At 43.1% G+C, this 18,682-nt stretch carries 22 protein-coding genes; 6 read left to right on the forward strand and 16 right to left on the reverse strand.

The features are described from left to right. Window positions 1-69: 69 nt before the first annotated feature. Window positions 70-1,029, reverse strand: a complete 960-nt coding sequence (locus LP107_RS01265) for a DUF3025 domain-containing protein (protein ID WP_264676005.1) — start codon at window positions 1,027-1,029, stop codon at window positions 70-72. Window positions 1,030-1,115: 86 nt separating this feature from the next. Between LP107_RS01265 and LP107_RS01270 the strand changes: the two genes are divergently transcribed. Continuing rightward, a complete protein-coding gene (locus LP107_RS01270; protein ID WP_420832149.1) occupies window positions 1,116-1,463 on the forward strand; it encodes an outer membrane protein assembly factor BamE in 348 nt (115 codons plus the stop codon). Between the two features lie 302 nt (window positions 1,464-1,765). On the opposite strand, the gene LP107_RS01275 is transcribed toward LP107_RS01270, so the two are convergent. The 4 genes from LP107_RS01275 to LP107_RS01290 form a co-directional block, all read right to left on the reverse strand. Next, a complete protein-coding gene (locus tag LP107_RS01275; protein ID WP_264676003.1) occupies window positions 1,766-2,113 on the reverse strand; it encodes an RnfH family protein in 348 nt (115 codons plus the stop codon). Further along, entirely contained in the window at window positions 2,101-3,195 is a 1,095-nt protein-coding gene (locus LP107_RS01280; protein WP_264676002.1) for a hypothetical protein, read from the reverse strand. Before LP107_RS01280 ends, LP107_RS01275 begins: the two co-directional genes overlap by 13 nt. A 123-nt stretch (window positions 3,196-3,318) precedes the next feature. Next, window positions 3,319-4,011: a c-type cytochrome gene (locus LP107_RS01285; protein WP_078274545.1), complete on the reverse strand. Its 693-nt coding sequence runs from the start codon at window positions 4,009-4,011 to the stop codon at window positions 3,319-3,321. Window positions 4,012-4,304: 293 nt separating this feature from the next. Further along, a complete protein-coding gene (locus LP107_RS01290) occupies window positions 4,305-4,601 on the reverse strand; it encodes a c-type cytochrome (RefSeq protein ID WP_078274539.1) in 297 nt (98 codons plus the stop codon). Window positions 4,602-4,806: 205 nt separating this feature from the next. On the opposite strand from LP107_RS01290, the gene yihA reads away from it, so the two are divergent. Beyond that, the gene (gene yihA, locus LP107_RS01295) at window positions 4,807-5,511 is read left to right on the forward strand and encodes a ribosome biogenesis GTP-binding protein YihA/YsxC (protein ID WP_228157752.1); all 705 of its coding nucleotides are present in this window, start codon (window positions 4,807-4,809) and stop codon (window positions 5,509-5,511) included. An 81-nt stretch (window positions 5,512-5,592) separates the two neighbouring features. Then, a complete protein-coding gene (gene rsmI / locus LP107_RS01300; protein WP_112741745.1) occupies window positions 5,593-6,423 on the forward strand; it encodes a 16S rRNA (cytidine(1402)-2'-O)-methyltransferase in 831 nt (276 codons plus the stop codon). A 189-nt stretch (window positions 6,424-6,612) separates the two neighbouring features. Here the strand turns inward: rsmI and LP107_RS01305 are convergent, their stop codons facing one another. Then, window positions 6,613-7,857, reverse strand: a complete 1,245-nt coding sequence (locus LP107_RS01305; RefSeq protein ID WP_112741746.1) for a DUF711 family protein — start codon at window positions 7,855-7,857, stop codon at window positions 6,613-6,615. A 145-nt stretch (window positions 7,858-8,002) separates the two neighbouring features. Here LP107_RS01305 and LP107_RS01310 point away from each other — a divergent pair, with 145 nt between their 5' ends. Beyond that, window positions 8,003-8,449: a GatB/YqeY domain-containing protein gene (locus tag LP107_RS01310; protein WP_078274537.1), complete on the forward strand. Its 447-nt coding sequence runs from the start codon at window positions 8,003-8,005 to the stop codon at window positions 8,447-8,449. Beyond that, complete coding sequence (locus LP107_RS01315) at window positions 8,446-9,474, forward strand: threonine aldolase family protein (protein ID WP_264676001.1); 1,029 nt, start codon at window positions 8,446-8,448, stop codon at window positions 9,472-9,474. Before LP107_RS01310 ends, LP107_RS01315 begins: the two co-directional genes overlap by 4 nt. A gap of 126 nt (window positions 9,475-9,600) precedes the next feature. Here LP107_RS01315 and LP107_RS01320 read toward each other — a convergent pair whose 3' ends face one another. Both LP107_RS01320 and LP107_RS01325 read right to left on the reverse strand, forming a co-directional pair. Beyond that, on the reverse strand, window positions 9,601-11,166 hold the full coding sequence (locus tag LP107_RS01320) for a M48 family metalloprotease (protein ID WP_078274535.1): 1,566 nt from the start codon (window positions 11,164-11,166) through the stop codon (window positions 9,601-9,603). 62 nt (window positions 11,167-11,228) lie between these two features. Continuing rightward, window positions 11,229-11,699, reverse strand: a complete 471-nt coding sequence (locus LP107_RS01325; protein ID WP_078274534.1) for a hypothetical protein — start codon at window positions 11,697-11,699, stop codon at window positions 11,229-11,231. Window positions 11,700-11,865: 166 nt separating this feature from the next. Here LP107_RS01325 and LP107_RS01330 point away from each other — a divergent pair, with 166 nt between their 5' ends. Then, window positions 11,866-13,368 (forward strand): YihY family inner membrane protein, encoded by a 1,503-nt coding sequence (locus LP107_RS01330; RefSeq protein WP_078274533.1) that lies wholly within the window; start codon window positions 11,866-11,868, stop codon window positions 13,366-13,368. Window positions 13,369-13,390: 22 nt separating this feature from the next. On the opposite strand, the gene LP107_RS01335 is transcribed toward LP107_RS01330, so the two are convergent. Genes LP107_RS01335 through trhP form a run of 8 tightly spaced genes read right to left on the reverse strand, consistent with a single transcriptional unit; the run spans window position 13,391 to window position 18,594 of the window. Further along, on the reverse strand, window positions 13,391-13,648 hold the full coding sequence (locus tag LP107_RS01335; protein WP_078274532.1) for a YfhL family 4Fe-4S dicluster ferredoxin: 258 nt from the start codon (window positions 13,646-13,648) through the stop codon (window positions 13,391-13,393). Next, complete coding sequence (locus LP107_RS01340; protein WP_158079666.1) at window positions 13,648-13,968, reverse strand: DUF4298 domain-containing protein; 321 nt, start codon at window positions 13,966-13,968, stop codon at window positions 13,648-13,650. The genes LP107_RS01335 and LP107_RS01340 overlap by 1 nt, the downstream gene beginning before the upstream one ends. A 57-nt stretch (window positions 13,969-14,025) precedes the next feature. Continuing rightward, window positions 14,026-14,430: an FKBP-type peptidyl-prolyl cis-trans isomerase gene (locus LP107_RS01345; RefSeq protein WP_078274530.1), complete on the reverse strand. Its 405-nt coding sequence runs from the start codon at window positions 14,428-14,430 to the stop codon at window positions 14,026-14,028. 16 nt (window positions 14,431-14,446) lie between these two features. Beyond that, window positions 14,447-14,875: a type II toxin-antitoxin system VapC family toxin gene (locus tag LP107_RS01350; RefSeq protein WP_078274529.1), complete on the reverse strand. Its 429-nt coding sequence runs from the start codon at window positions 14,873-14,875 to the stop codon at window positions 14,447-14,449. 9 nt (window positions 14,876-14,884) lie between these two features. Continuing rightward, complete coding sequence (locus tag LP107_RS01355) at window positions 14,885-15,193, reverse strand: hypothetical protein (RefSeq protein ID WP_078274528.1); 309 nt, start codon at window positions 15,191-15,193, stop codon at window positions 14,885-14,887. A 21-nt stretch (window positions 15,194-15,214) separates the two neighbouring features. Beyond that, window positions 15,215-15,745, reverse strand: coding sequence for a hypothetical protein (locus tag LP107_RS01360; RefSeq protein WP_078274527.1), 531 nt, complete (start codon window positions 15,743-15,745; stop codon window positions 15,215-15,217). Continuing rightward, window positions 15,745-17,127 (reverse strand): AAA family ATPase, encoded by a 1,383-nt coding sequence (locus LP107_RS01365; RefSeq protein ID WP_078274526.1) that lies wholly within the window; start codon window positions 17,125-17,127, stop codon window positions 15,745-15,747. Before LP107_RS01365 ends, LP107_RS01360 begins: the two co-directional genes overlap by 1 nt. A gap of 36 nt (window positions 17,128-17,163) precedes the next feature. Further along, window positions 17,164-18,594 (reverse strand): prephenate-dependent tRNA uridine(34) hydroxylase TrhP, encoded by a 1,431-nt coding sequence (gene trhP, locus LP107_RS01370; protein ID WP_078274525.1) that lies wholly within the window; start codon window positions 18,592-18,594, stop codon window positions 17,164-17,166. Between the last annotated feature and the right edge of the window lie 88 nt (window positions 18,595-18,682).

Raw genomic sequence — 18,682 nt, forward strand, 5'->3', positions numbered from 1 at the left:
ACTTGGTTATATGAGTGTGATAAATGATTGGGTTTTTTGAGTGGTTTTATTTTAAATTTATTTTAAAAACTATTTTCTCCGACCTGCTCTAAATACAAAAGGGTCATCATAAAAATCAGGGTTGGCATTATCCCAAAAATACGGTGCACCCAATATCGGCAGAGGATTTAATTGGCGTGGTGTAATATCATCTTTTAAAAAGTTATTTAAATGTTCTGATAATTGATTGTCCAACATGGCTAATTGCTCGTTGAGTGATTTGGCAAAAAATGACGAATGAACTTTGATAATCACGGTATGGCTACATAAGGATTTGTAGGGGCTGATGAGTTGCTCCAATAACGCATGACCGAAGATAAAGACTTTGGCTTTTTTGTTGTTGTCATGATGATAATCTGCCCAATATTCACGGTTATCCACCAAGCACGTTTGCCAATCAAAACCCACCAAGGCTTGCCTAATGGTAGTGCCAATCTCATCATCGGCGACAACAAGTATCGCCCCATTTTCATCAAATACGGTAATGGTATCTCGCACACGGTTACGTCCGTTGGCGGTGTGGTTGTCGCCCATGTGGGCGAGATGTTTGGTATTAAGTAGCGATTTGGTATGGGGAAAAACCGACCACACGCACGCCCCAAACCAGTCGTGCAGATTATCACGGGTTGGGATTTTGTGGTGTTGTCCGATGTGGGTTTCGTACGCTGTGCCGTGTTCTAGGTCGTTTTGATGGGTAAAGGCAAGTGGGCAGTTTTGGTGATTTTTTAGGGCAATATCATTGTCAGCAAAATAGCCATTTAACCACTCAAACAGTGGCAGGGCAGGGCGGTTGGCATATGCTTGATGAATGGGCAAATACGGGGCAAGCCAAGGGGCGGACGGGTCAATGGTGGCAAAGTCGTGCAAAAAGTCGTGTGAAAAATCGGACATGATGATATTAACAGGCGGTAGAATCATCGTGAGCATAGCATATTTTGTAAGCTTTGGGTAGTCGGCTTTTGGGAGTAGGGCGTCATAAAAAACTTGCATATTTTCGCACTTGCGTTTAATATGGCGATTATTTATAAAGATGAGAGTATATGATGACCCTATCGCAAACATTTGCCCCTAAATTCATGGCGTTGGCACTGGTCGGCACATTGGCATTGTCAGGCTGTTCGGTGTTTCGTGTGTATACCATTGATTTGCCCCAAGGCACGCCCATCACGTTCGCTCAGGCATCGCAGGTGCAAGTAGGCATGACCGCCGACCAAGTGACTTATCTGCTTGGTAGCCCTGCCATGAAAGATACGCTAAACCCGAACCGCTTTGACTATCTGTACGACTACACCGCAGGCACAGACGGCAAGCGAGCGGGCAAAAAAGACATCAAAAACGCCAGTCAGTATCTGTCTATCTTTTTTGAAAATGGGCGTGTGGTGCGTATCGCAGGGCGTGAATCACTGCCAAGAAGAAATCAGTAATTAGGGCGTGCCTGCCCTTTATAACACAATTTGTAATTTAAATATTTTACAAATAAATCAACCGTTTTTGCATGAAAAATGGCCAAATCTTGTTTTTCATCGCCAAAAACTTGATTGATAGAAAACTCACAGCCTTTGTTTTTTCCTTGAAAAACGTGCGATTCCCCTGCTTTTTTAAACAGGCATTTTTCATTGCAAATACAAAGGGCAAGTACGCCCTAGTAAGCTAGATAAAAAATCAGGCAAAGTGGGATGCTTTGCCTGATTTTTTATGTGGTTTTTAGAATTATTATCTGTAAAAGCTATAACGGGCGATAGCCAAGCTTTTTTAGGCGAACTTTGGATTTGCATTTGCGTCGTGCCATCGGGTCGTAGGATAAGGGGCGATAAATCTCCACCCTATCGCCATTTGACAGCACCGTGTCTAAGCGTTTTTTTTGGCTGTATATGCCGACATACCACGCCTTGTGGCTAGGGTCGGCAGTCATGTGCGTGTCGCACCATGCCCCAAAGTCGATAAAAGTCGGCAGACTCAGCCAGCCTGCATGAACTAGGGCTTGGTATAGGGTTGTTCCGTGGGGCAGGATAAGTTCTTGATAGTAGTGCCTGTCCCCGTCTGCATACGCCAAAGCGATGTTTATTGTAGCCATTGCCCGACCCAGCCGATGAGTGCGATGATGATGGCAAGTGGCACGCCAATACGCACCAGCACTCGCCAGATGTTATAACGCCCTTCGCTTTTAAAGTTAAAATTTTTGCGTAAATGGCTGATTTTCATCACAAAGCCAGAGAACACCGCCAAGATAACGACCGTCAAGAGACTGATGACGACCAGTGCCATTAGGGCGATGTTGGCAGGTAGGGTGGATAACAGCATGGCAAGCACGATACCAGCAGATACGCCCTTGATGAGTCCAAAGCGGATTTTGAGCTGACTGATGGCATAGTAAACCAAGAAACTGGCGATGAACAGCATGCCCACACTCGTCACAGCAAAGGATGTTGGCGTGACAAAGGCACTGCCGACCATCAGAGCAAACGCCCCAAACACAAGCTGAGTGAGCCAGATGGGCAATATCAATCCCGATAAGGGCTTTTTGTTGTTCTTATCCATGACTTGTCGGGTCATGTCCACGCCCAAGAACCAGTACAGACCTGTACCCACGCCCACCGAGAGTAGTGCCAAAGAGACCGCCTTTGCCCACTCGCTAAGCGATACAGACGTGATGGTTGGCACACTCACACCGCTAGCTAGACCGCCATCAAAGAGCGAGATAAGCCCACCGATGATGACGATGATGACCCCGACCCCAAGTAGGCGAGTTTTGAGCAGGCTTAGGATGAGTGCTACTATCATCGCCCCTGCACTAAGCCCAACGCTTGGCACACTAAGGTTGAGCTGGGGTAGGTGCTGATGAAGTCCTGTTCCAATGCGTGCGGTCATGGTCGCACTAATGAGTAGTGAGACCAACACCGACAGCCCTGCAAAAGCTCGCCATGTCATCTTGGCATCGGCTTCACGGGTAAGCTTTTGCATGCCAAGCCACACACCATCGCCACTGCGAGCAGATAGGGCAAGCTCGGCAAATAACACGGGCAGACCCACCACGAGCATGGCAATCATCCACAACAGCCAAAAATCTAGCTCATGAGCCATGCTCGGGGCAATCTGATGGGCAAATAAGAGTGGTAAGGCACATGCCACAAAAAACACGGTATAACGAGATAACATAGCAAGCTCTGGTTGGGCGATTAGGATGGATAAGGGTAAGCAAAAACTAAATAGGGGCAAAATCAAGCAACGACAAAACCCCAATCAAGGGGTTTTATCACACACAAGTCTAAGTCTGACAAATCAGTGAACGGCACTGATAAATTCAGAAAGCATCTTGATGTCTTTATCAGACAGTTTGGCTGCCACGATTTGCATCATGCCTTTTTCGTCTTTTTTGGCAGAGTCGTTGGTACGAACCTGTTCTGCCATGAGACCTTCATCTTCACGACCTGCGGCACGGAACAGTTTTAGCTGAGTTGAGATATAGGTAGCATGCTGACCGCCAATGCGTGGGAACGCCGCCCAGCCATTGCCTGCTCCTTTGGGGTCATGGCACCCTGCACAAGGGATGATACCACGACTCTTGTCGCCACCTAGGTAGAGTTTTTGGGCGGCGGCGTTCGTGGCTTTGTTGCCATAACCTGGTAGCCACGGGGCTTGACTGGCATAGTATCCTGCTACGTTAGCAAGGTCTTGCTGGGTAAGTCCTGCAAGTTGTGCCTGCATGATGCCATTTTTTCTGGCACCTGTTTTAAAATCGACCAGTTGTTTGTATAGGTATTTGATGTTTTGACCGCCCAAATTTGGCTGAGCTGGGGCAACCGAGACACCATTGGCACCGTGGCAAGCGGCACAGTTGGCATCTACGATGGCTTTACCTGCTTCGATGTCAAAGGCAGGAACAGTTGGAGCGGCAGTGGCGGTCAAGGCGACAAAACCAAAACCTGTGGCGAGCAACGTTTTGGTTAGCATGGCTTTGGCTGACAAATTCATGGCTTTCATAACAATTTCCTACTAACTTCGGGGCAATCCCCGTGTCTTGGGTTTTGTATCTTTTTATTTGGCTTTTAAAAGTCAAATGGGTAAATCTTGCTTATTATAGCAAGACTTCGCTAAATTTTCCTACAAAAATTGTGGTTTTGGCAACATTTTTTTGCAAAAAGATGAGATTTTAACAAAAAATTATCAAATCAAGCCATCATCAACTTATGATTGACAAAAGCCATAAAACTGGGGCATGTACCCAAAGATGATGTTGCTGTTTGGGTAAACATGCCCCAGTTTTTTTATTTTGCCATGTAGTCAATCAATGCCCGAAACTCATCATCGCTACATGTTTGGCACAAGCCCTTGGCGGGCATTTGGGGCATGCCTTTTTTGGTGTTTTTGACTAAGGTGTCCATGCCTTTTTGGGCTTTTAGCCTATCCCATGTGGCTTTGTCGCCTTTTTTGGGGGCGTTTAAGGCACCGCTATCGTGGCAGGTGGCACAGGTTTTCTGGTAAGTGGTGGCGACATCGGCATGGCTTACACCTGTGGTGACTAGGGTAAGACTGGCAATGGCGATTTGTAATAATTTTGACATAATAACTCTCACTAAGGGTAATTTGGGATAAATGTGAGAATGGTTGTTTCTCTTTATGCTTTTATTATGCAAGTTTTTTGCCAAGTTGCAAGAGATATTTGGTAACTATGCCGAATGCGACTTATTTACCCTTTGGGTTTTTTATCGCTATTTTATGGCTTTCATGATACACTATTTTATCATTTTAGCAGTTATATTTGACATCATGACCACCACCGACTACCAGAAAATCATCCGCCAAACCGCCTTTTCACTCTCCGCCCCCACCCTAAAACTTTGTCCGCCTGATACAGGCTTTGAAGTGGCGTTTGCAGGGCGGTCTAATGCAGGCAAGTCGTCCGCCATTAACACCATCACCCACCAAAAACAGCTCGCCCGCTCGTCCAAAACCCCAGGGCGGACGCAGATGATTAACTTTTTTAATGTCGGCTCGCCTGATAGTCGTATCGTGGATTTGCCAGGCTATGGTTACGCCCAAGTGCCAGAAGCGATGAAAATCAAATGGCAAAAAGAGCTTGAAAATTACCTTGTTCATCGTGAAAGTTTGACGGGCTTAATTTTGCTGACCGACATTCGCCACCCGTTGAAGTATTTTGATGAGCAAATGCTCCATTGGGCAAAGGACGGCGACTTGCCCGTTCATGTGTTACTCACCAAAGCGGATAAATTAAAACGTGGGGCTCAAAAAACCGCTCTACTACAAACCAAAAAACAACTGCAAGCCTTAGACTTGCCATTTTCCATTCAGCTGTTTTCGGCATTAAATAAAGAAGGGCTTGATGAGTTGGCGGACGTATTGGGCAATTGGCTACATTTGGGCGAAACCTTAAATTTAGAAAATGCGGATTTTGATAATGAAAATTTGGCAAATGATAAATTGGATAATACAGAATTAAATAATGATAATTAAAAATTTGTGAATTATTGTAGGGGAAAATCACATTCGCCCAAATAAAATTAACACTCATTATTTAAATTAAAAAGGCAAAAAATGACAGGCATTTTATATATCGTTGCCACCCCCATTGGCAATCTAAACGACATGACGGCAAGGGCGATTGACATCCTAAAATCCGTGAACGTGATAGCCTGCGAAGACACTCGCACAAGTTCCAAATTATTAAGTTTTTTTAACATATCCACGCCCACCACCGCCTATCATGAGCATAATGCCGACACACAGACGGCACGGCTGATAGAGCGATTGCAAAGCGGTCAATCGGTTGCTCTTATCTCGGACGCTGGCACACCGCTTATCTCTGACCCTGGTTATCGACTGGTGAAGGCGTGCCATGATGAGAGCATCACCGTTGTGCCGATTGTCGGGGCGTGTGCGGTCATCGGGGCGTTGTCTGTGGCGGGTTTGCCGTCTGATAAGTTTAGTTTTGTGGGGTTTTTGCCCGCCAAACAACATGGGCGGATAGAGACTTTAAAGGCATATCAAGCTCATACTGAGACGCTTATTTTTTATGAAGCACCGCACCGCATTACAGATTGCCTATCCGACATGGCGGACGTGTTTGGCGGTGAGCGAGAAGCCACGCTGTGCCGTGAGATTAGCAAAACCTTTGAGACGATAAAAAAATTACCGCTTGCTGATTTATTAGAATTTGTAAAAAATGACTCCAACCAACAACGTGGCGAGATTGTGCTGGTCGTGGCAGGTAATACCCAAAAAGAACAAAAGGCGGATTATGATGACTGGCTACTTGCCATTGCCAAAGAATTACCACCAAAAAAAGCAAGTGCAATCGTGGCGGATGTATTAGGCATTAAAAAAAGTGAGGTTTATGACAGATTACTCATATTAACACAAAAATAATTGGCTCTGGTTCAAAAAGTATGATACAAAGAAAACCGTTCGTGGTAAGCTTGGGAAGCCTAACGGTTTTCCTACCCGCAGGCAGGCTCAGGGCGAACGGAAAACCTAGTTTGGCATACTTTTTGGACTACTACCAAATAATTAAGACAAAATAAAACCCAATAAAAGTGATTTTTATTGGGTTTTAAATTAAGGCAATGCCATCACCGCACAATTACACAAATCATCACTATCAAATGTTGTCATTTGTCCTTGTGTGAGATTGGGCACGGGAAATAAACGCACCGTCAAAGGTTTATTGAGACGATATGCCATTGTGCCTGTATCACGCATGATATGTACGATTGTATCAAATGGCGTATTACCTTCAATTGGCACAGTATCAAGTCCAATACCACAAACGCTACTAAATGTCAGCAATCCATGAATATCAAAATCACCCCTTTGTGTGCCAATCGCCAATCCTGTATCCTCGGTAACAGCAAGCATAAGTCCGCTAAATCCCACCTGTGTAACCGCAATACTTTTAAATACTTTAGTTAATAATGCTGAAATCTCAACCGTACCAGATGCCCCAAAAAATGGCACGCCCAATAATTCATAAAGTTTTGTCATTGATGAGCAATTTTTTGATGGGGCAGCAGAAGTGTCAATGCCAATAAAACGATAATTATCCGTTAATGTGGTGTTATTGACAATGTCGTTGATTGGTAAAATATGTTGACTTAGGGCTTGGTGCATGGTTTGATATGCCAATTGCATAAAATCAGCGTGGCTTAATTGTGATTTTTCGTGTTGAATGTCATTTAAGGCAGAAACTAATAAATCAGGCGTTTCAAGTCCCACTACTAACACATTGCCTAATTCGTTACGATGATAACTGGCAGGAAAATAAGGAATGAAAGAATTGCAATTAAAATTGACAGTAAAATTAAAATTACCTTGTCCATTTGGGGTAATGTTGGCGATGTGGTTAATGGCGTGAACGCTGTTCCTGATTTTTTCATTGTCCAAAAACCCATGCTCATCAATATCAATATTCACACAAGCATTGCATAAATCGCCATAATCTTTAATCAGCTCTGGTAATAAAGCGATTTCTTTGGCGGTTTTAGCCTCACCGATGGCAAATCTTAGGCGTAAAGGATTGTCTTGATTGAGTTTATTTAAAATATTTGTCAAATCAGACAAATCTTGTTTGGCAAAATCAAAATTATCCGTATTGATGTATTCACCAAATGGGTTTGTAACCAAACGAAGGGATTGTACAATATAGCCATGCTCCATTAATTGATTGGCGACTTTCTGGCAATTGAATTTGGCGACATTTAAAATATTTTCCCAATCATTTTTATCATCAGACAAACAAATAAAAGCGGTAACCGTACGAACTTTACATAAACTTTTATCATAGATTTTTGACAACATACTCATCATTTTCTCCTAAATGATATGATAAATTTTGGGGTTTTTGATTATATAATATGAATATTTGTTTTGCAAGTTGCCAAATCATGATTAATTTTATCGCAAATCTAACCCAAATTTGCTAAAATATACCATTTAACAGGAGACACTCATGACCCTAAAAACTACCTTAACCGACACCATCAAAACCGCCATGAAAGCTAAAAACATGGAGCAAGTCAAGGTTTTGCGTAACGTGCAAGCCGTCATCAAACAAGTAGAGATTGATGGACAAACCGAGCTTGACGACAAAGATGTATTGGCGATTTTACAAAAACAAATCAAACAGCGTCAAGAGTCTTTGGGTATTTATACCGCCAATGGGCGTGATGATTTGGCACAAAAAGAGCAGTTTGAGATTGACGTCATCTCTGCCTTTTTGCCCGAGCAGTTGTCCGATGACAAGCTCATCGCCATCATCAATGAGACCATTGGCGAGCTTGGCGCGTCTGGCATGAAAGACATGGGGCGTGTGATGAACACTGTCAAAGACAAGACCGCAGGGCAAGCTGACCCTGCTGTCATCTCAGTACTTGTCAAAAAGGCATTGACCGCATGAGTACGAACGCCCAACATAATTTTGCTTTTGCCTCCGACAACTATTCAGGCGTACATCCTGCCATCATGGACGCACTTATTAGTGCCAATAACGGACATGACAAGGCATACGGTTACGATAGCCACAGCCAAGCTCTGGCAGAGCATATCAAACAAACCTTTGGCGAGCAGGCAGTTGGCTATCCTGTTTTTAACGGCACAGGGGCGAATGTTTTGGGATTGTCGGCGATATTACCACGATTTGGTGCGGTTATCTGCACCAATCACGCCCACATCAACAATGATGAAAGTATCGCTCCGCAGTATGTTGCAGGGATTAAGCTGTTGGTGATTGATAGTGATGATGGCAAGCTAGATCCCCAAAAAATCCGCCACTTTATTCGCCCATCCGAGCACCACCCACAGGCTCGTGCGGTCTATGTTAGTCAAAGCACTGAGCTTGGTACTTGTTATAGTCTTGATGAGCTTGCCAATATCCGCCAAGCTTGTGATGAGTTTGGGCTGTATCTCTACATTGACGGGGCAAGGCTGTCCAATGCGGCTGCCCACTTAGGTTGTCGTTTGGTGGACATTGCCCAGTTTGCTGATGTACTCTCGCTTGGTGGTACCAAAAATGGCATGATGATGGGCGAATGTTTGGTGTTTTTAAATCCCAAACTGGACAAGGATATTTTGCACTTACGCAAATCCAGCATGCAACTGGCATCAAAAATGCGGTTCATCTCAGCTCAATTTGTGGCGTGGTTTGAACAAGAACTGTGGCTGTCGCTTGCTAAACATAGTAACGACATGGCAAGCTATTTATACAGCCAAATCAAAGACTTAGACGGCGTTGTCATCACCCAAAAAGTCCAGAGCAATGCTGTATTTGCCATATTGCCACCCGATGTGGTTACAAAACTACACGATGACTTTCATTTTTATGATTGGAATGATGAAACGGGGGAGATACGTCTGATGATGAGTTTTGACACCACCAAAGAGCAAGTGGATGAGCTTGTGGAGAAGATTAAGGCGTATTTATAAGGTTAATTTATCTATCAAAAAGCATTGCTATATTGGCAATGCTTTTTTATCACCTTTAATAAATCATACTCTTTTATCAGTCCTTATTTTTAAAAACATCAATCATAACCCAAATTACAACGCAAATCAAGGCTTATAGTCCTTAGCCTGTATCATCATTACCTTGCTTTGCTCCAACATGGGTAGTAGATTTGGGTGGTAGGCTTTGGCGACTTTGGTGGCTTGGGCGTTGGATTGCAAGGCTCCGTCATATTTACCACCCCACAGCTCTACCTGCGAGCGGGCGTGTAGGGCGTGTATGGTGGCGATGTTTTTGTCCATGCGTGATTTTTCGTAGGCGTGCTGTATCCCTTGCCACGCCTGCCTATCGTGGGGTGTACGCTCGGTCAAGGGGTTTAGCAGTGCCAATGCTTTGGCAGTCTCGCCTGTACTGACATATGCGTCCGCCAAATGTAGGCGTAAATCTCGGCGTTCGGGGTATATCGCTTGGCAAGATGACAGCACCGACACGGCTTGGGCGTGGTCGTTCATCTTGGTGAGTGCATGGGCGTGGGTTAGGCAGACAAGTGGGTCAGACGGGTCAAAAGAAGCGTTGGTGAATAGGCGTAGGGCTTCATCAGTGCGTGCGTTGTCCGCCAGATACATGATAAGAGTAAGCCTTGCCCCGTCACTGCGTTTGGCGTGAATGGTCAGCTCATCCAGACCTGACTGTTTGGTCAGATAGCGAAGTCGCCATGTCAGCTTGTCAAAGAGGCGGGCTTGCTGTTCACGGGCGACCATACTTGGTACAGGATAGCCTTTGGCACGGCTTATCGATTCGCTCAGGCGTTCGGCAGTAAAGGGGTGCGACTGGATAAAGCTCGGTACAAAGGCGTTTTTGTAGGTGGTTAGAGAGAGCTGTTTATATAGGCGTTCAAAAAAGCGGGGCATGGCGGCAGCGTCATAGCCTGCCTGCACCAAAATCTGCTGACCCATTCTGTCCGCTTCTCGCTCATGCTCACGACTGTGATTGGCTGCCGTCTCTGCGGTGGCGGTTTGTGAACCTATCATGGCAGCTGCTGCCATGTCGCCACTGACCGAGCTTGCGGCTAGGGCTGCCAGTAGTCCGCCGATTTGTAGGGCGATGAGTTTTTTGTTGTTGTCTTGGCTGTGTTCGTAGTGGCGTTGGGATAAATGGGCGATTTCGTGAGCGATGACGCTTGCCACTTCATCAAGCTCGCCTGCCGATAGTATCGTGCCTGTGTTCATGCCGATGACGCCCCCTGGTACGGCAAAGGCGTTGATACTGCTGTCATTGATGATGGGCGTGGCGATGAGCGACTGGGTGCGAACTATGGCGTTCATTTGGGCAGTCATGTCATTGATGACTTGATTTGTCCATGGGTCGTCAATGAGTGGCATGGAGCTGTTGATTTGGCGTAATGACCACAGGGCGATTTGGCGATTGATGTACTGCTCGTTAAAGCGAGTGCCAGTAACGATGTTCGGAGCTAGGGGCTGTGAGCGTGGTCTGTCATGCCCTGACGTGCCAAACTGCCCCATGCTGGTGCCATGATACCCCAACTGCTCGGCGTGCCTATCATAGATGAGCGATGTGCGAGTGCTGCTCTCGGGCGGTGTGTCATGGGCAAAGGCGGTTGGGATAAGTGATAAGCCGATGAGTAGGGGTAGGTATTTTTTATAAGTTATCATGATTTTGCCTGATTATTTTCAACTATTTTCAACTATTTTCAACTATTTTCAACTATTTTCAACTATTTTCTTATTTTGTTTTTGTGCATGGGCGGTAGGCGTCTTAACAGGATAAACAATAAGACATTGATGATAAGCAGTAATAACGTCTCAAAGCCAAACCCCACGCTGATATACATGGGCGAATGCTCAAAGACATGAATAAACCAATATACGCCCACAAAGCCCAAATAAATAAGCATGACCAAACTTGCTACAATCAGCCCATAAGGGGCGTCCGCCCGCTTGATGGTGGGGGTGAGTAGTAGGGCGGGGATGAGTTTGGCAAATTGCCATATCACGCCAAACACCATGCCAGTCCCCACGCCCCCATTCATGCCCAGATTGGCACGACCTGTACTACCAAACGCTAGGCTGGCAAGCACAGGATAAATGATAAGGCAATACAACAGCCACACCACCCATGCTCGGCGAAGGGTGGACTGTATGGGAATAATGGGCTTGGGTGCTTTGTCTGATGTGGGCTTTGTCATGATAATGATGGCGTGATAAATTATCCTATTATACCCAAAATTTAGCCAAAGTTATCATTGATGTTTTTTTAAAAAATTACACAAACATAAAGCAATTTTGTGGTAATATTTGTTAAACTACGTTAAATTTTAATATTGATTTATACCGAAAACCACCCCAAAGCTCATGATTCAACTTCTTAACAAACTGCCGTTTGCCCATCATTCTTGGTTTATGTATATTCGCCTGCTGGTGCGTCACTTTTTGGATGATAACTGCACCCAAAAAGCTGCCAGCTTGACTTATACCACGCTGTTGTCGCTTGTGCCGATTCTGACGGTGATACTCGTGGTTTTTTCAAGCGTGCCTGCCTTAGAGGAAGTGCGTGGGCAGGTACAGCAAGCCATTTATAGCAATCTTATACCGTCATCGGGGGCGGCGATTTCTCAGCACATGGACAACTTTGCCGAAAAATCCAGCAATCTAGGGATTGTCGGGGTGGCGGGTGTTTTTGTGACGACCATCATGACGCTCATCACCATTGAGACGGCGTTTAACCAAATTTGGCGAGTCTCAGAACGCACAGGGGGCATGGCAAGCATTGTCCGTTATTGGACGATGATTACGGTCGCCCCCATCATTTTGGGCGTGGCATTTGGTGCGTCCAGTACCATCTCGGGGCTATCGTTTTTAAATCAGCAAGTGGCAGGCTATGGCATTGATTGGGGGATATGGGCAAAAATCATCTCATTCTTGTTCACGGTCGGTGGCTTTATCGCCATGTACTGGTTCATCCCCAAGGTTAAAGTTCCCCTAAAAAATGCCGCCATTGCAGGCGTGGTCGTGGCGATACTCTTTGAGACCTTAAAGACGGTCTTTGGGACAGTCATGACCAACTTCACCAGTTATGAAGCCATCTATGGGGCGTTCGCTGCCATTCCTGTGTTTTTGATGTGGCTGTATCTGTCGTGGAACTTGATATTGCTCGGGGTGGAGATGAGCTACACGCTTACCATCTTTGACAGCAAAGAAGTGGCGGTACGTCATCCACTGCTTAGCCTGCTTGACATGCTTAATTTGATTTATAAAAAATATCAAGTGGGCGAGACAGCAAGCGAAGCTGAACTGCGGGGCGTGCTGGGACGTAAAGAGACGCCAAAATGGAATCTGTACATCGATGAGTTGGCGACCAACGAACTCATCACTCGCACTGAAAATGATGAATACACCCTACGCACGGACTTGAACACCGTGAGCTTGTGGCAGTTTTATAAAATCATGCCTTATCCTCTGCCCATCAAAGATGAGATGAGTGCCTTAAATAAAGCGGAATATGACCCATGGTGCGTGGAGCTGTATCGTAACTTGGAGCGGATTGAGGGTATTGCCAAAGATGAGCTGGACATGAGTTTGGTAGAGCTGTTTAAGACCGCCCCGCTACGAGCCAAAGAGTCTGTGGTGCGGATGACTGCCCAAAATGCCGACCACAACAGCGACACAGACGGCTTTAATGCTGATGCCAAAACAGTGGTGGATGAGCATGGCAATAGTGTGGTCGTGCCAATGGGGGAGGCGAGTTTTACCGAGAGCAACATCACCAAAGCGGTCAGACTTGCCAAAAAAGGCTGGCATTGGTATGGTCGGGGCAAAAAAGCGGTTAAGGACGCCAAAAAGGGCATGGAGAGCTAAAACGGTAAAGGTAAAATGGGGGTCACCTCCCCCAAATCCGTTTATATTTTGCCATCAAATCGTCAGGCGATTCAGGGCGGTCGGGGTCTTTGATGATACAGTCAATCGGGCAAACTTTATCGCAAGTTGGCTCATCATAAAAACCCACGCACTCGGTGCATAGGTCGGGGTTGATGACATAGGTTTTTTGTCCTTTTTGGTCGTAGCTGATTGCATCGTTGGGGCATTCTGGCTCGCAAATGTCGCAGTTGATGCACTCGGCGGTGATTTTTAGTGCCATTATTCGCCAGCTTTGTCCAAGTGTTTCACGGCAAATCGCATAAAATCCCACAGCGTGCTGTCATGGTCGGCAATGGCATTCCAAATCGCATCTTCGCTCATCACGCTGTACTCACCATCGGTCGTCAAATCCACTGCCAAGCCGTTTTCAATCTGCTCAAAAAACTCACGATACTCGCCATCAAAATAAAAATGCTCCAATTTGCCCATCAGATCGGCACTTTTTGCCAAATCTTGTTTGGCACTTTGTAGGCGTTCGTGGACGGCAAGCCATTCTTTATAAATGGCTTGGATTTCGTTAATGCGGGTTTGAGTGGTCATAGCTGTTCCTTTTAAAAAATAATAGGCATTATCGCACATAATGTTTATGTACTAAAATTAAGGATTGATACGCAAAAGCTCAATGCGGTATTTGGCGGCTTGCCTACCGCTTTTGCCTTCTTCTTGGTAGCCTAAATGAGCGGGAATGTCAAATTCATAAGTTGCACCCACGGGCATTAAAAGCAGGCTTTCTTGCAATCCTACAAACATTTCGCTGACGTGCAAAATCACAGGCACGCCGTTTAATGTGCCTTCTAAGACTTCACCTTTGGCATTGTAGGAAGTAAAACGAATTTCTACCTCATCGTGCAAGGCGGGTTTTTTGCCATGACCATCTTGGATGATGCGATAGGTGAGTCCCGATGTGGTGCTGTGGGTGGGTGTGTGAGTAAAGGCGGTAGCGGTCAAAGGACTTTGGGCTAGAATGGCACACAGTATCAAAGCAGGGTATTTGATGTTCATAAGGTCTCCTAAGTGGTTATGCTAGAAATTCAAAAGGATTGATTAACTTAACGGGCATACCATCAAAATCTTTAACATTGCGAGTGGCAATGGTTAAATTATGGACGATGGCGGTTGAAGCGATATAAGCGTCATTGGTACTTTTGGGGCTTGGAACATTTAAACTGGCATAAATTTGAGCCACTTGTTCATCAACTGGCAAAATTCTATTGGCAAATTTTGCCAAAACCCAGTTATTTAGCCAATCTTCCAAAACATCTGCTTGCACAAAATCGTGATTATGGCGTTTTAGTAAAACCCCAAGTTTTAATTCCCCAATCACAATCGCACTTAAATAGACTTTTGAAAAATCCAAAGTGTTTGCCCAAGCCACTACATTAGCGTTGGCTTTATTTTGTTCTATTTTTCTGATTTCGGAAATCACATTGGCATCAAGTAAAATCATTATGCTTTCTCAATCATCAAATAAAGTTTCCAATTCGCTAAAATCTGGTGGTAAATCTTTAAATTCAGGAATATCAAAATCCATATCACCAATCGCCTTATATTCCATACACACATCATATAAGGTTTTTGGTTTTGTTGGTTTTTTTGGCGATAAATCAGACAATAATTCTTGTAGTTGCACAAAAGTAGAATAATCTAATTCTAAGGCAACTTTTATAATGTCATCATCAGTTTTATTTTTAACAAAAACACTATTGTCCTGCAAAGCGGTATATAACCGCCCTGCATTGATGTTGATGTTGGGATTTAAATTCATTTTAACGCCTTATTTAAAAAATTATTGAAAAAACAACTCGTACAAATCACGAGTTCCTAACGTCTCATAATCTGGCGAACATTCTGGATTCATACGATTTAATCTATTTCTGCCTTGTTCTACTTTGTTTTTAGCAAATAAAAAATATTTTTTTGTATAAATTTTTATATTTAAAGTATTTTTTACACAAATAGTAGAATAATATACTTTATTGTTTAAATCATCTCTTGTAATGTTGTTGAATTTCAAGAAATTATACCGCATCTCAACCAAAACAAATGCCTTATTGTTACCATCAGAAACTACAAATCCCATATCCATAGAGTTCTTGATATTTTTATCAGTTCGTTTTTGAGATAGCTCCCTTTCCAATGCGTCCAAATCCAAAGCGAGCCATTCATCACTAAATATGGGTGTATCATCATCAATATAGGCTTCTTTGCCACTATCGTCATCTTTACAAATTAACTCGTGAATGGATTTTATAATATAAAAATTTCCAGAAAAGTTATCTTGCAAATCATAATATGGGTAATCTTGACAATATTTCATCAATCCTCTCCATATTTTGCCAATTTGTCTAAAGAGATATTAAATGATGAAAAAATATCATCTATTTCACCCTTTAAATCTTGGTAGATAAACTGACCATTTTTGCCATCATCAGCTTTGGCTAAATAAAAATTTACACGCTCGCCGATACCTTCTTTGTTCGGAATGTAGCGTAAGGCTTGCACCATATCAGGGCTGTGGGTTGCCACAAATACTTTTGCTCCAATGTATTTATGAATTAAGGTCAATAAATGCCCAAACTCAATTACCCATTGTGGGTGTAAATGAGCTTCTGGTTCATCCAAAATCAACAAAGTTTTATCATTGATAGATTTATTTTTTAATAATAAATCCAATACTGCAAAGGCTTTTATACCTGTAGCACTATCACTTAAATCAATTTCTGCCCCTGTTGGTGTAATAAAGGTAAAACTGCTATTTAATTCATTAAACTTAATCTCTGCTTGCCCTGTCAAAATCTCACTTTTAATCAAAGTGTCAATTTCTTTTGTATTGACCTTATCGTTGTAGTATTCAGGGCGTTTTTTAAGTTTTTCATTGACATCATTCCAATGTTCGGTACCAGAGTTTTGAAAAAACATTGGCGTATCAATATAAATCACATTATCTATCCAATAAGGTTCTGATAAAAATTCGTAATCAGTTTTAAATATCGGTAGTTCATTTTCTGATATTTCTAGTAAGGTTGGCGGATATTTAGTGTGAAAAATATCCATTATTTGGGAATCTAAGTAAATTCTAGGTTTAGAGATTATATCTTTTTTATAACTATCAAAGATATAATTGGAAAAACCAATCAAAAAATCTAATATATTATATTCGGAGAAATATCCACTTTCGGTTAAATCCAATACATCTCTTTCCAAATCTGGATAATCACTAAGAGCGTCTTTGATTACATCAATAAAGATTTCCCTGTCGTTTTTACTTAATTTTTTTATTGATTGGAATTGTTTTTTTATTTTATTAAGAAATTCGATAATTTCTTGACGGTCAATATTTTTTTGATTAAATATTTCCGACCATTGAATCATTGTGGTATGAACTTCTGATATATTTTTTAATTTTATTAGCCTAATATCCATACCCTCATTGGCATCATCATCCGCAAGTTCATAGTGTATAGATTGTATGAAAAATACAATTAGCCTATTAATTATCTGCAAATTGTTTTTTAGATATGAGTCAGCCAAAACCTTAAAATCAGTTGCCCCACGATAAACCCAATACAAAAGTTTGGATAAAGTGCTTTTGCCACAGCCATTCACACCTGCGACAACAGTAATGCCGTCCAATTTAATTTCAGCTTTGCCAATGGCACGAAAATCTTCTACTTTTAATAAAACTTTACTGTTATTCATCGTGGAGTCTCTCTCATTTAAATATTAAAAAATTAATCAAGTAAAAATTGGCTCATCTACCTTTTTCATCACCAACGCAAATTTTAAGATTTCTTTATCCATGTCTTTAAAAGGATTAATGATTTGGCATACCCAACCAGAGCCTAAGGCGGAGCCTATTTCATTGCCTTTTTTATCCCACAGTTTATCAAGGGTATAAATCAAATTGCCTTGTGGGGTCATAATCTCAATTTCATCGCCCCTGCTTAATTTATTTTTGACGGTCAAAGTTAATTTCTCGTCATTAATATCCAAAACTTCCGCCACAAATTGCTGGTGGTCGGTTTTTGATGAGCCGTGTTCATAATTTTGATAATTCGAATGAATGTGCCGCCTTAAAAACCCTTCGGTATAGCCACGATTGGCAAGACCGTCCAAAGCGGTAATCAAACTTACATCAAATGGCTTGCCGTCATAAGCATCATCAATGGCACGGCGATACACTTGGGTGGTGCGTGCCACATAATAATGCGATTTGGTACGCCCTTCAATTTTGAGTGAATACACCCCCATGTTTACCAAATCAGGCACCAATTCCACTGCACGCAAATCTTTGGAATTCATAATATAAGTGCCGTGCTCGTCTTCGTACATCGCCATAAGCTCGCCTTTACGACCTTGTTCTTCAATGAGTACAACCTCATCGGACGGCTTTTCTACATAATCATCACCCATGACGACATCGCCATTTAGATTGACGTTTTTGATCTCGCCTTGACTGGGGATAAATACTTCTGGACTGGCAGGGACAATATCGCCTGTTTCGTTTTCTGTGGCTTTATAAGTATTATAACTCCATCGGCAGGCATTCGTGCAAGTGCCTTGATTGGCATCTCGTTTATTGATATAGCCTGATAACAAACAACGCCCAGAATACGCCATACACAATGCACCGTGCACAAAGACTTCAATCTCCATATCAGGCACTTCTTTGATAATCTCGTTAATTTCTTTTAAGGACAGCTCACGGCTGACAATGACACGAGACACGCCCATTTGTTTCCAAAATTTTACCGTTGCCCAGTTGACGGCATTGGCTTGCACCGATAGATGAATGTCTTGGTGCGGAAAATGCTCACGCACCATCATAATCATGCCAGCGTCCGACATAATTAAGGCATCGGGTTTCATTTCAATGACGGGGCGAATGTCTTCAATAAAGGTTTTTAATTTGGCGTTGTGGGCTTGAATATTGACCACCACATAAAACTTTTTGCCAAGCGAATGGGCGTAGGCAATGCCCTTGGCAAGGTTTTCTTCATCAAAATCATTATTACGCACTCGTAGAGAATAACGGGCTTGCCCTGCATACACCGCATCCGCCCCATAAGCAAAGGCGTATTGCATATTTTTAAAAGTGCCAGCAGGGCAGAGAAGTTCGGCTTGTTTTTGGCTTGGCTTTGTTGTGTTTAGCGTATCGGTTGTCATGGTTTGGCTCGTTTTGGCTAAATTTGTTAAACTTGTTATTATATCAAAATTCGCCCTTCAAATTCATACTAAATTTGTAAGATTAATT

Origin of the sequence: Moraxella bovis, assembly GCF_025985205.1 — a bacterium.
GTDB lineage: Bacteria > Pseudomonadota > Gammaproteobacteria > Pseudomonadales > Moraxellaceae > Moraxella > Moraxella bovis.

Bases quoted from the DNA above. Each gene is read 5' to 3' on its own strand.
- LP107_RS01265 (WP_264676005.1), bottom strand. From the start codon at position 1,029: ATGCAAGTTTTTTATGACGCCCTACTCCCAAAAGCCGACTACCCAAAG.
- LP107_RS01270 (WP_420832149.1), top strand. From the start codon at position 1,116: ATGGCGTTGGCACTGGTCGGCACATTGGCATTGTCAGGCTGTTCGGTG.
- LP107_RS01275 (WP_264676003.1), bottom strand. From the start codon at position 2,113: ATGGCTACAATAAACATCGCTTTGGCGTATGCAGACGGGGACAGGCAC.
- LP107_RS01280 (WP_264676002.1), bottom strand. From the start codon at position 3,195: ATGTTATCTCGTTATACCGTGTTTTTTGTGGCATGTGCCTTACCACTC.
- LP107_RS01285 (WP_078274545.1), bottom strand. From the start codon at position 4,011: ATGAATTTGTCAGCCAAAGCCATGCTAACCAAAACGTTGCTCGCCACA.
- LP107_RS01290 (WP_078274539.1), bottom strand. From the start codon at position 4,601: ATGTCAAAATTATTACAAATCGCCATTGCCAGTCTTACCCTAGTCACC.
- yihA (WP_228157752.1), top strand. From the start codon at position 4,807: ATGACCACCACCGACTACCAGAAAATCATCCGCCAAACCGCCTTTTCA.
- rsmI (WP_112741745.1), top strand. From the start codon at position 5,593: ATGACAGGCATTTTATATATCGTTGCCACCCCCATTGGCAATCTAAAC.
- LP107_RS01305 (WP_112741746.1), bottom strand. From the start codon at position 7,857: ATGAGTATGTTGTCAAAAATCTATGATAAAAGTTTATGTAAAGTTCGT.
- LP107_RS01310 (WP_078274537.1), top strand. From the start codon at position 8,003: ATGACCCTAAAAACTACCTTAACCGACACCATCAAAACCGCCATGAAA.
- LP107_RS01315 (WP_264676001.1), top strand. From the start codon at position 8,446: ATGAGTACGAACGCCCAACATAATTTTGCTTTTGCCTCCGACAACTAT.
- LP107_RS01320 (WP_078274535.1), bottom strand. From the start codon at position 11,166: ATGATAACTTATAAAAAATACCTACCCCTACTCATCGGCTTATCACTT.
- LP107_RS01325 (WP_078274534.1), bottom strand. From the start codon at position 11,699: ATGACAAAGCCCACATCAGACAAAGCACCCAAGCCCATTATTCCCATA.
- LP107_RS01330 (WP_078274533.1), top strand. From the start codon at position 11,866: ATGATTCAACTTCTTAACAAACTGCCGTTTGCCCATCATTCTTGGTTT.
- LP107_RS01335 (WP_078274532.1), bottom strand. From the start codon at position 13,648: ATGGCACTAAAAATCACCGCCGAGTGCATCAACTGCGACATTTGCGAG.
- LP107_RS01340 (WP_158079666.1), bottom strand. From the start codon at position 13,968: ATGACCACTCAAACCCGCATTAACGAAATCCAAGCCATTTATAAAGAA.
- LP107_RS01345 (WP_078274530.1), bottom strand. From the start codon at position 14,430: ATGAACATCAAATACCCTGCTTTGATACTGTGTGCCATTCTAGCCCAA.
- LP107_RS01350 (WP_078274529.1), bottom strand. From the start codon at position 14,875: ATGATTTTACTTGATGCCAATGTGATTTCCGAAATCAGAAAAATAGAA.
- LP107_RS01355 (WP_078274528.1), bottom strand. From the start codon at position 15,193: ATGAATTTAAATCCCAACATCAACATCAATGCAGGGCGGTTATATACC.
- LP107_RS01360 (WP_078274527.1), bottom strand. From the start codon at position 15,745: ATGAAATATTGTCAAGATTACCCATATTATGATTTGCAAGATAACTTT.
- LP107_RS01365 (WP_078274526.1), bottom strand. From the start codon at position 17,127: ATGAATAACAGTAAAGTTTTATTAAAAGTAGAAGATTTTCGTGCCATT.
- trhP (WP_078274525.1), bottom strand. From the start codon at position 18,594: ATGACAACCGATACGCTAAACACAACAAAGCCAAGCCAAAAACAAGCC.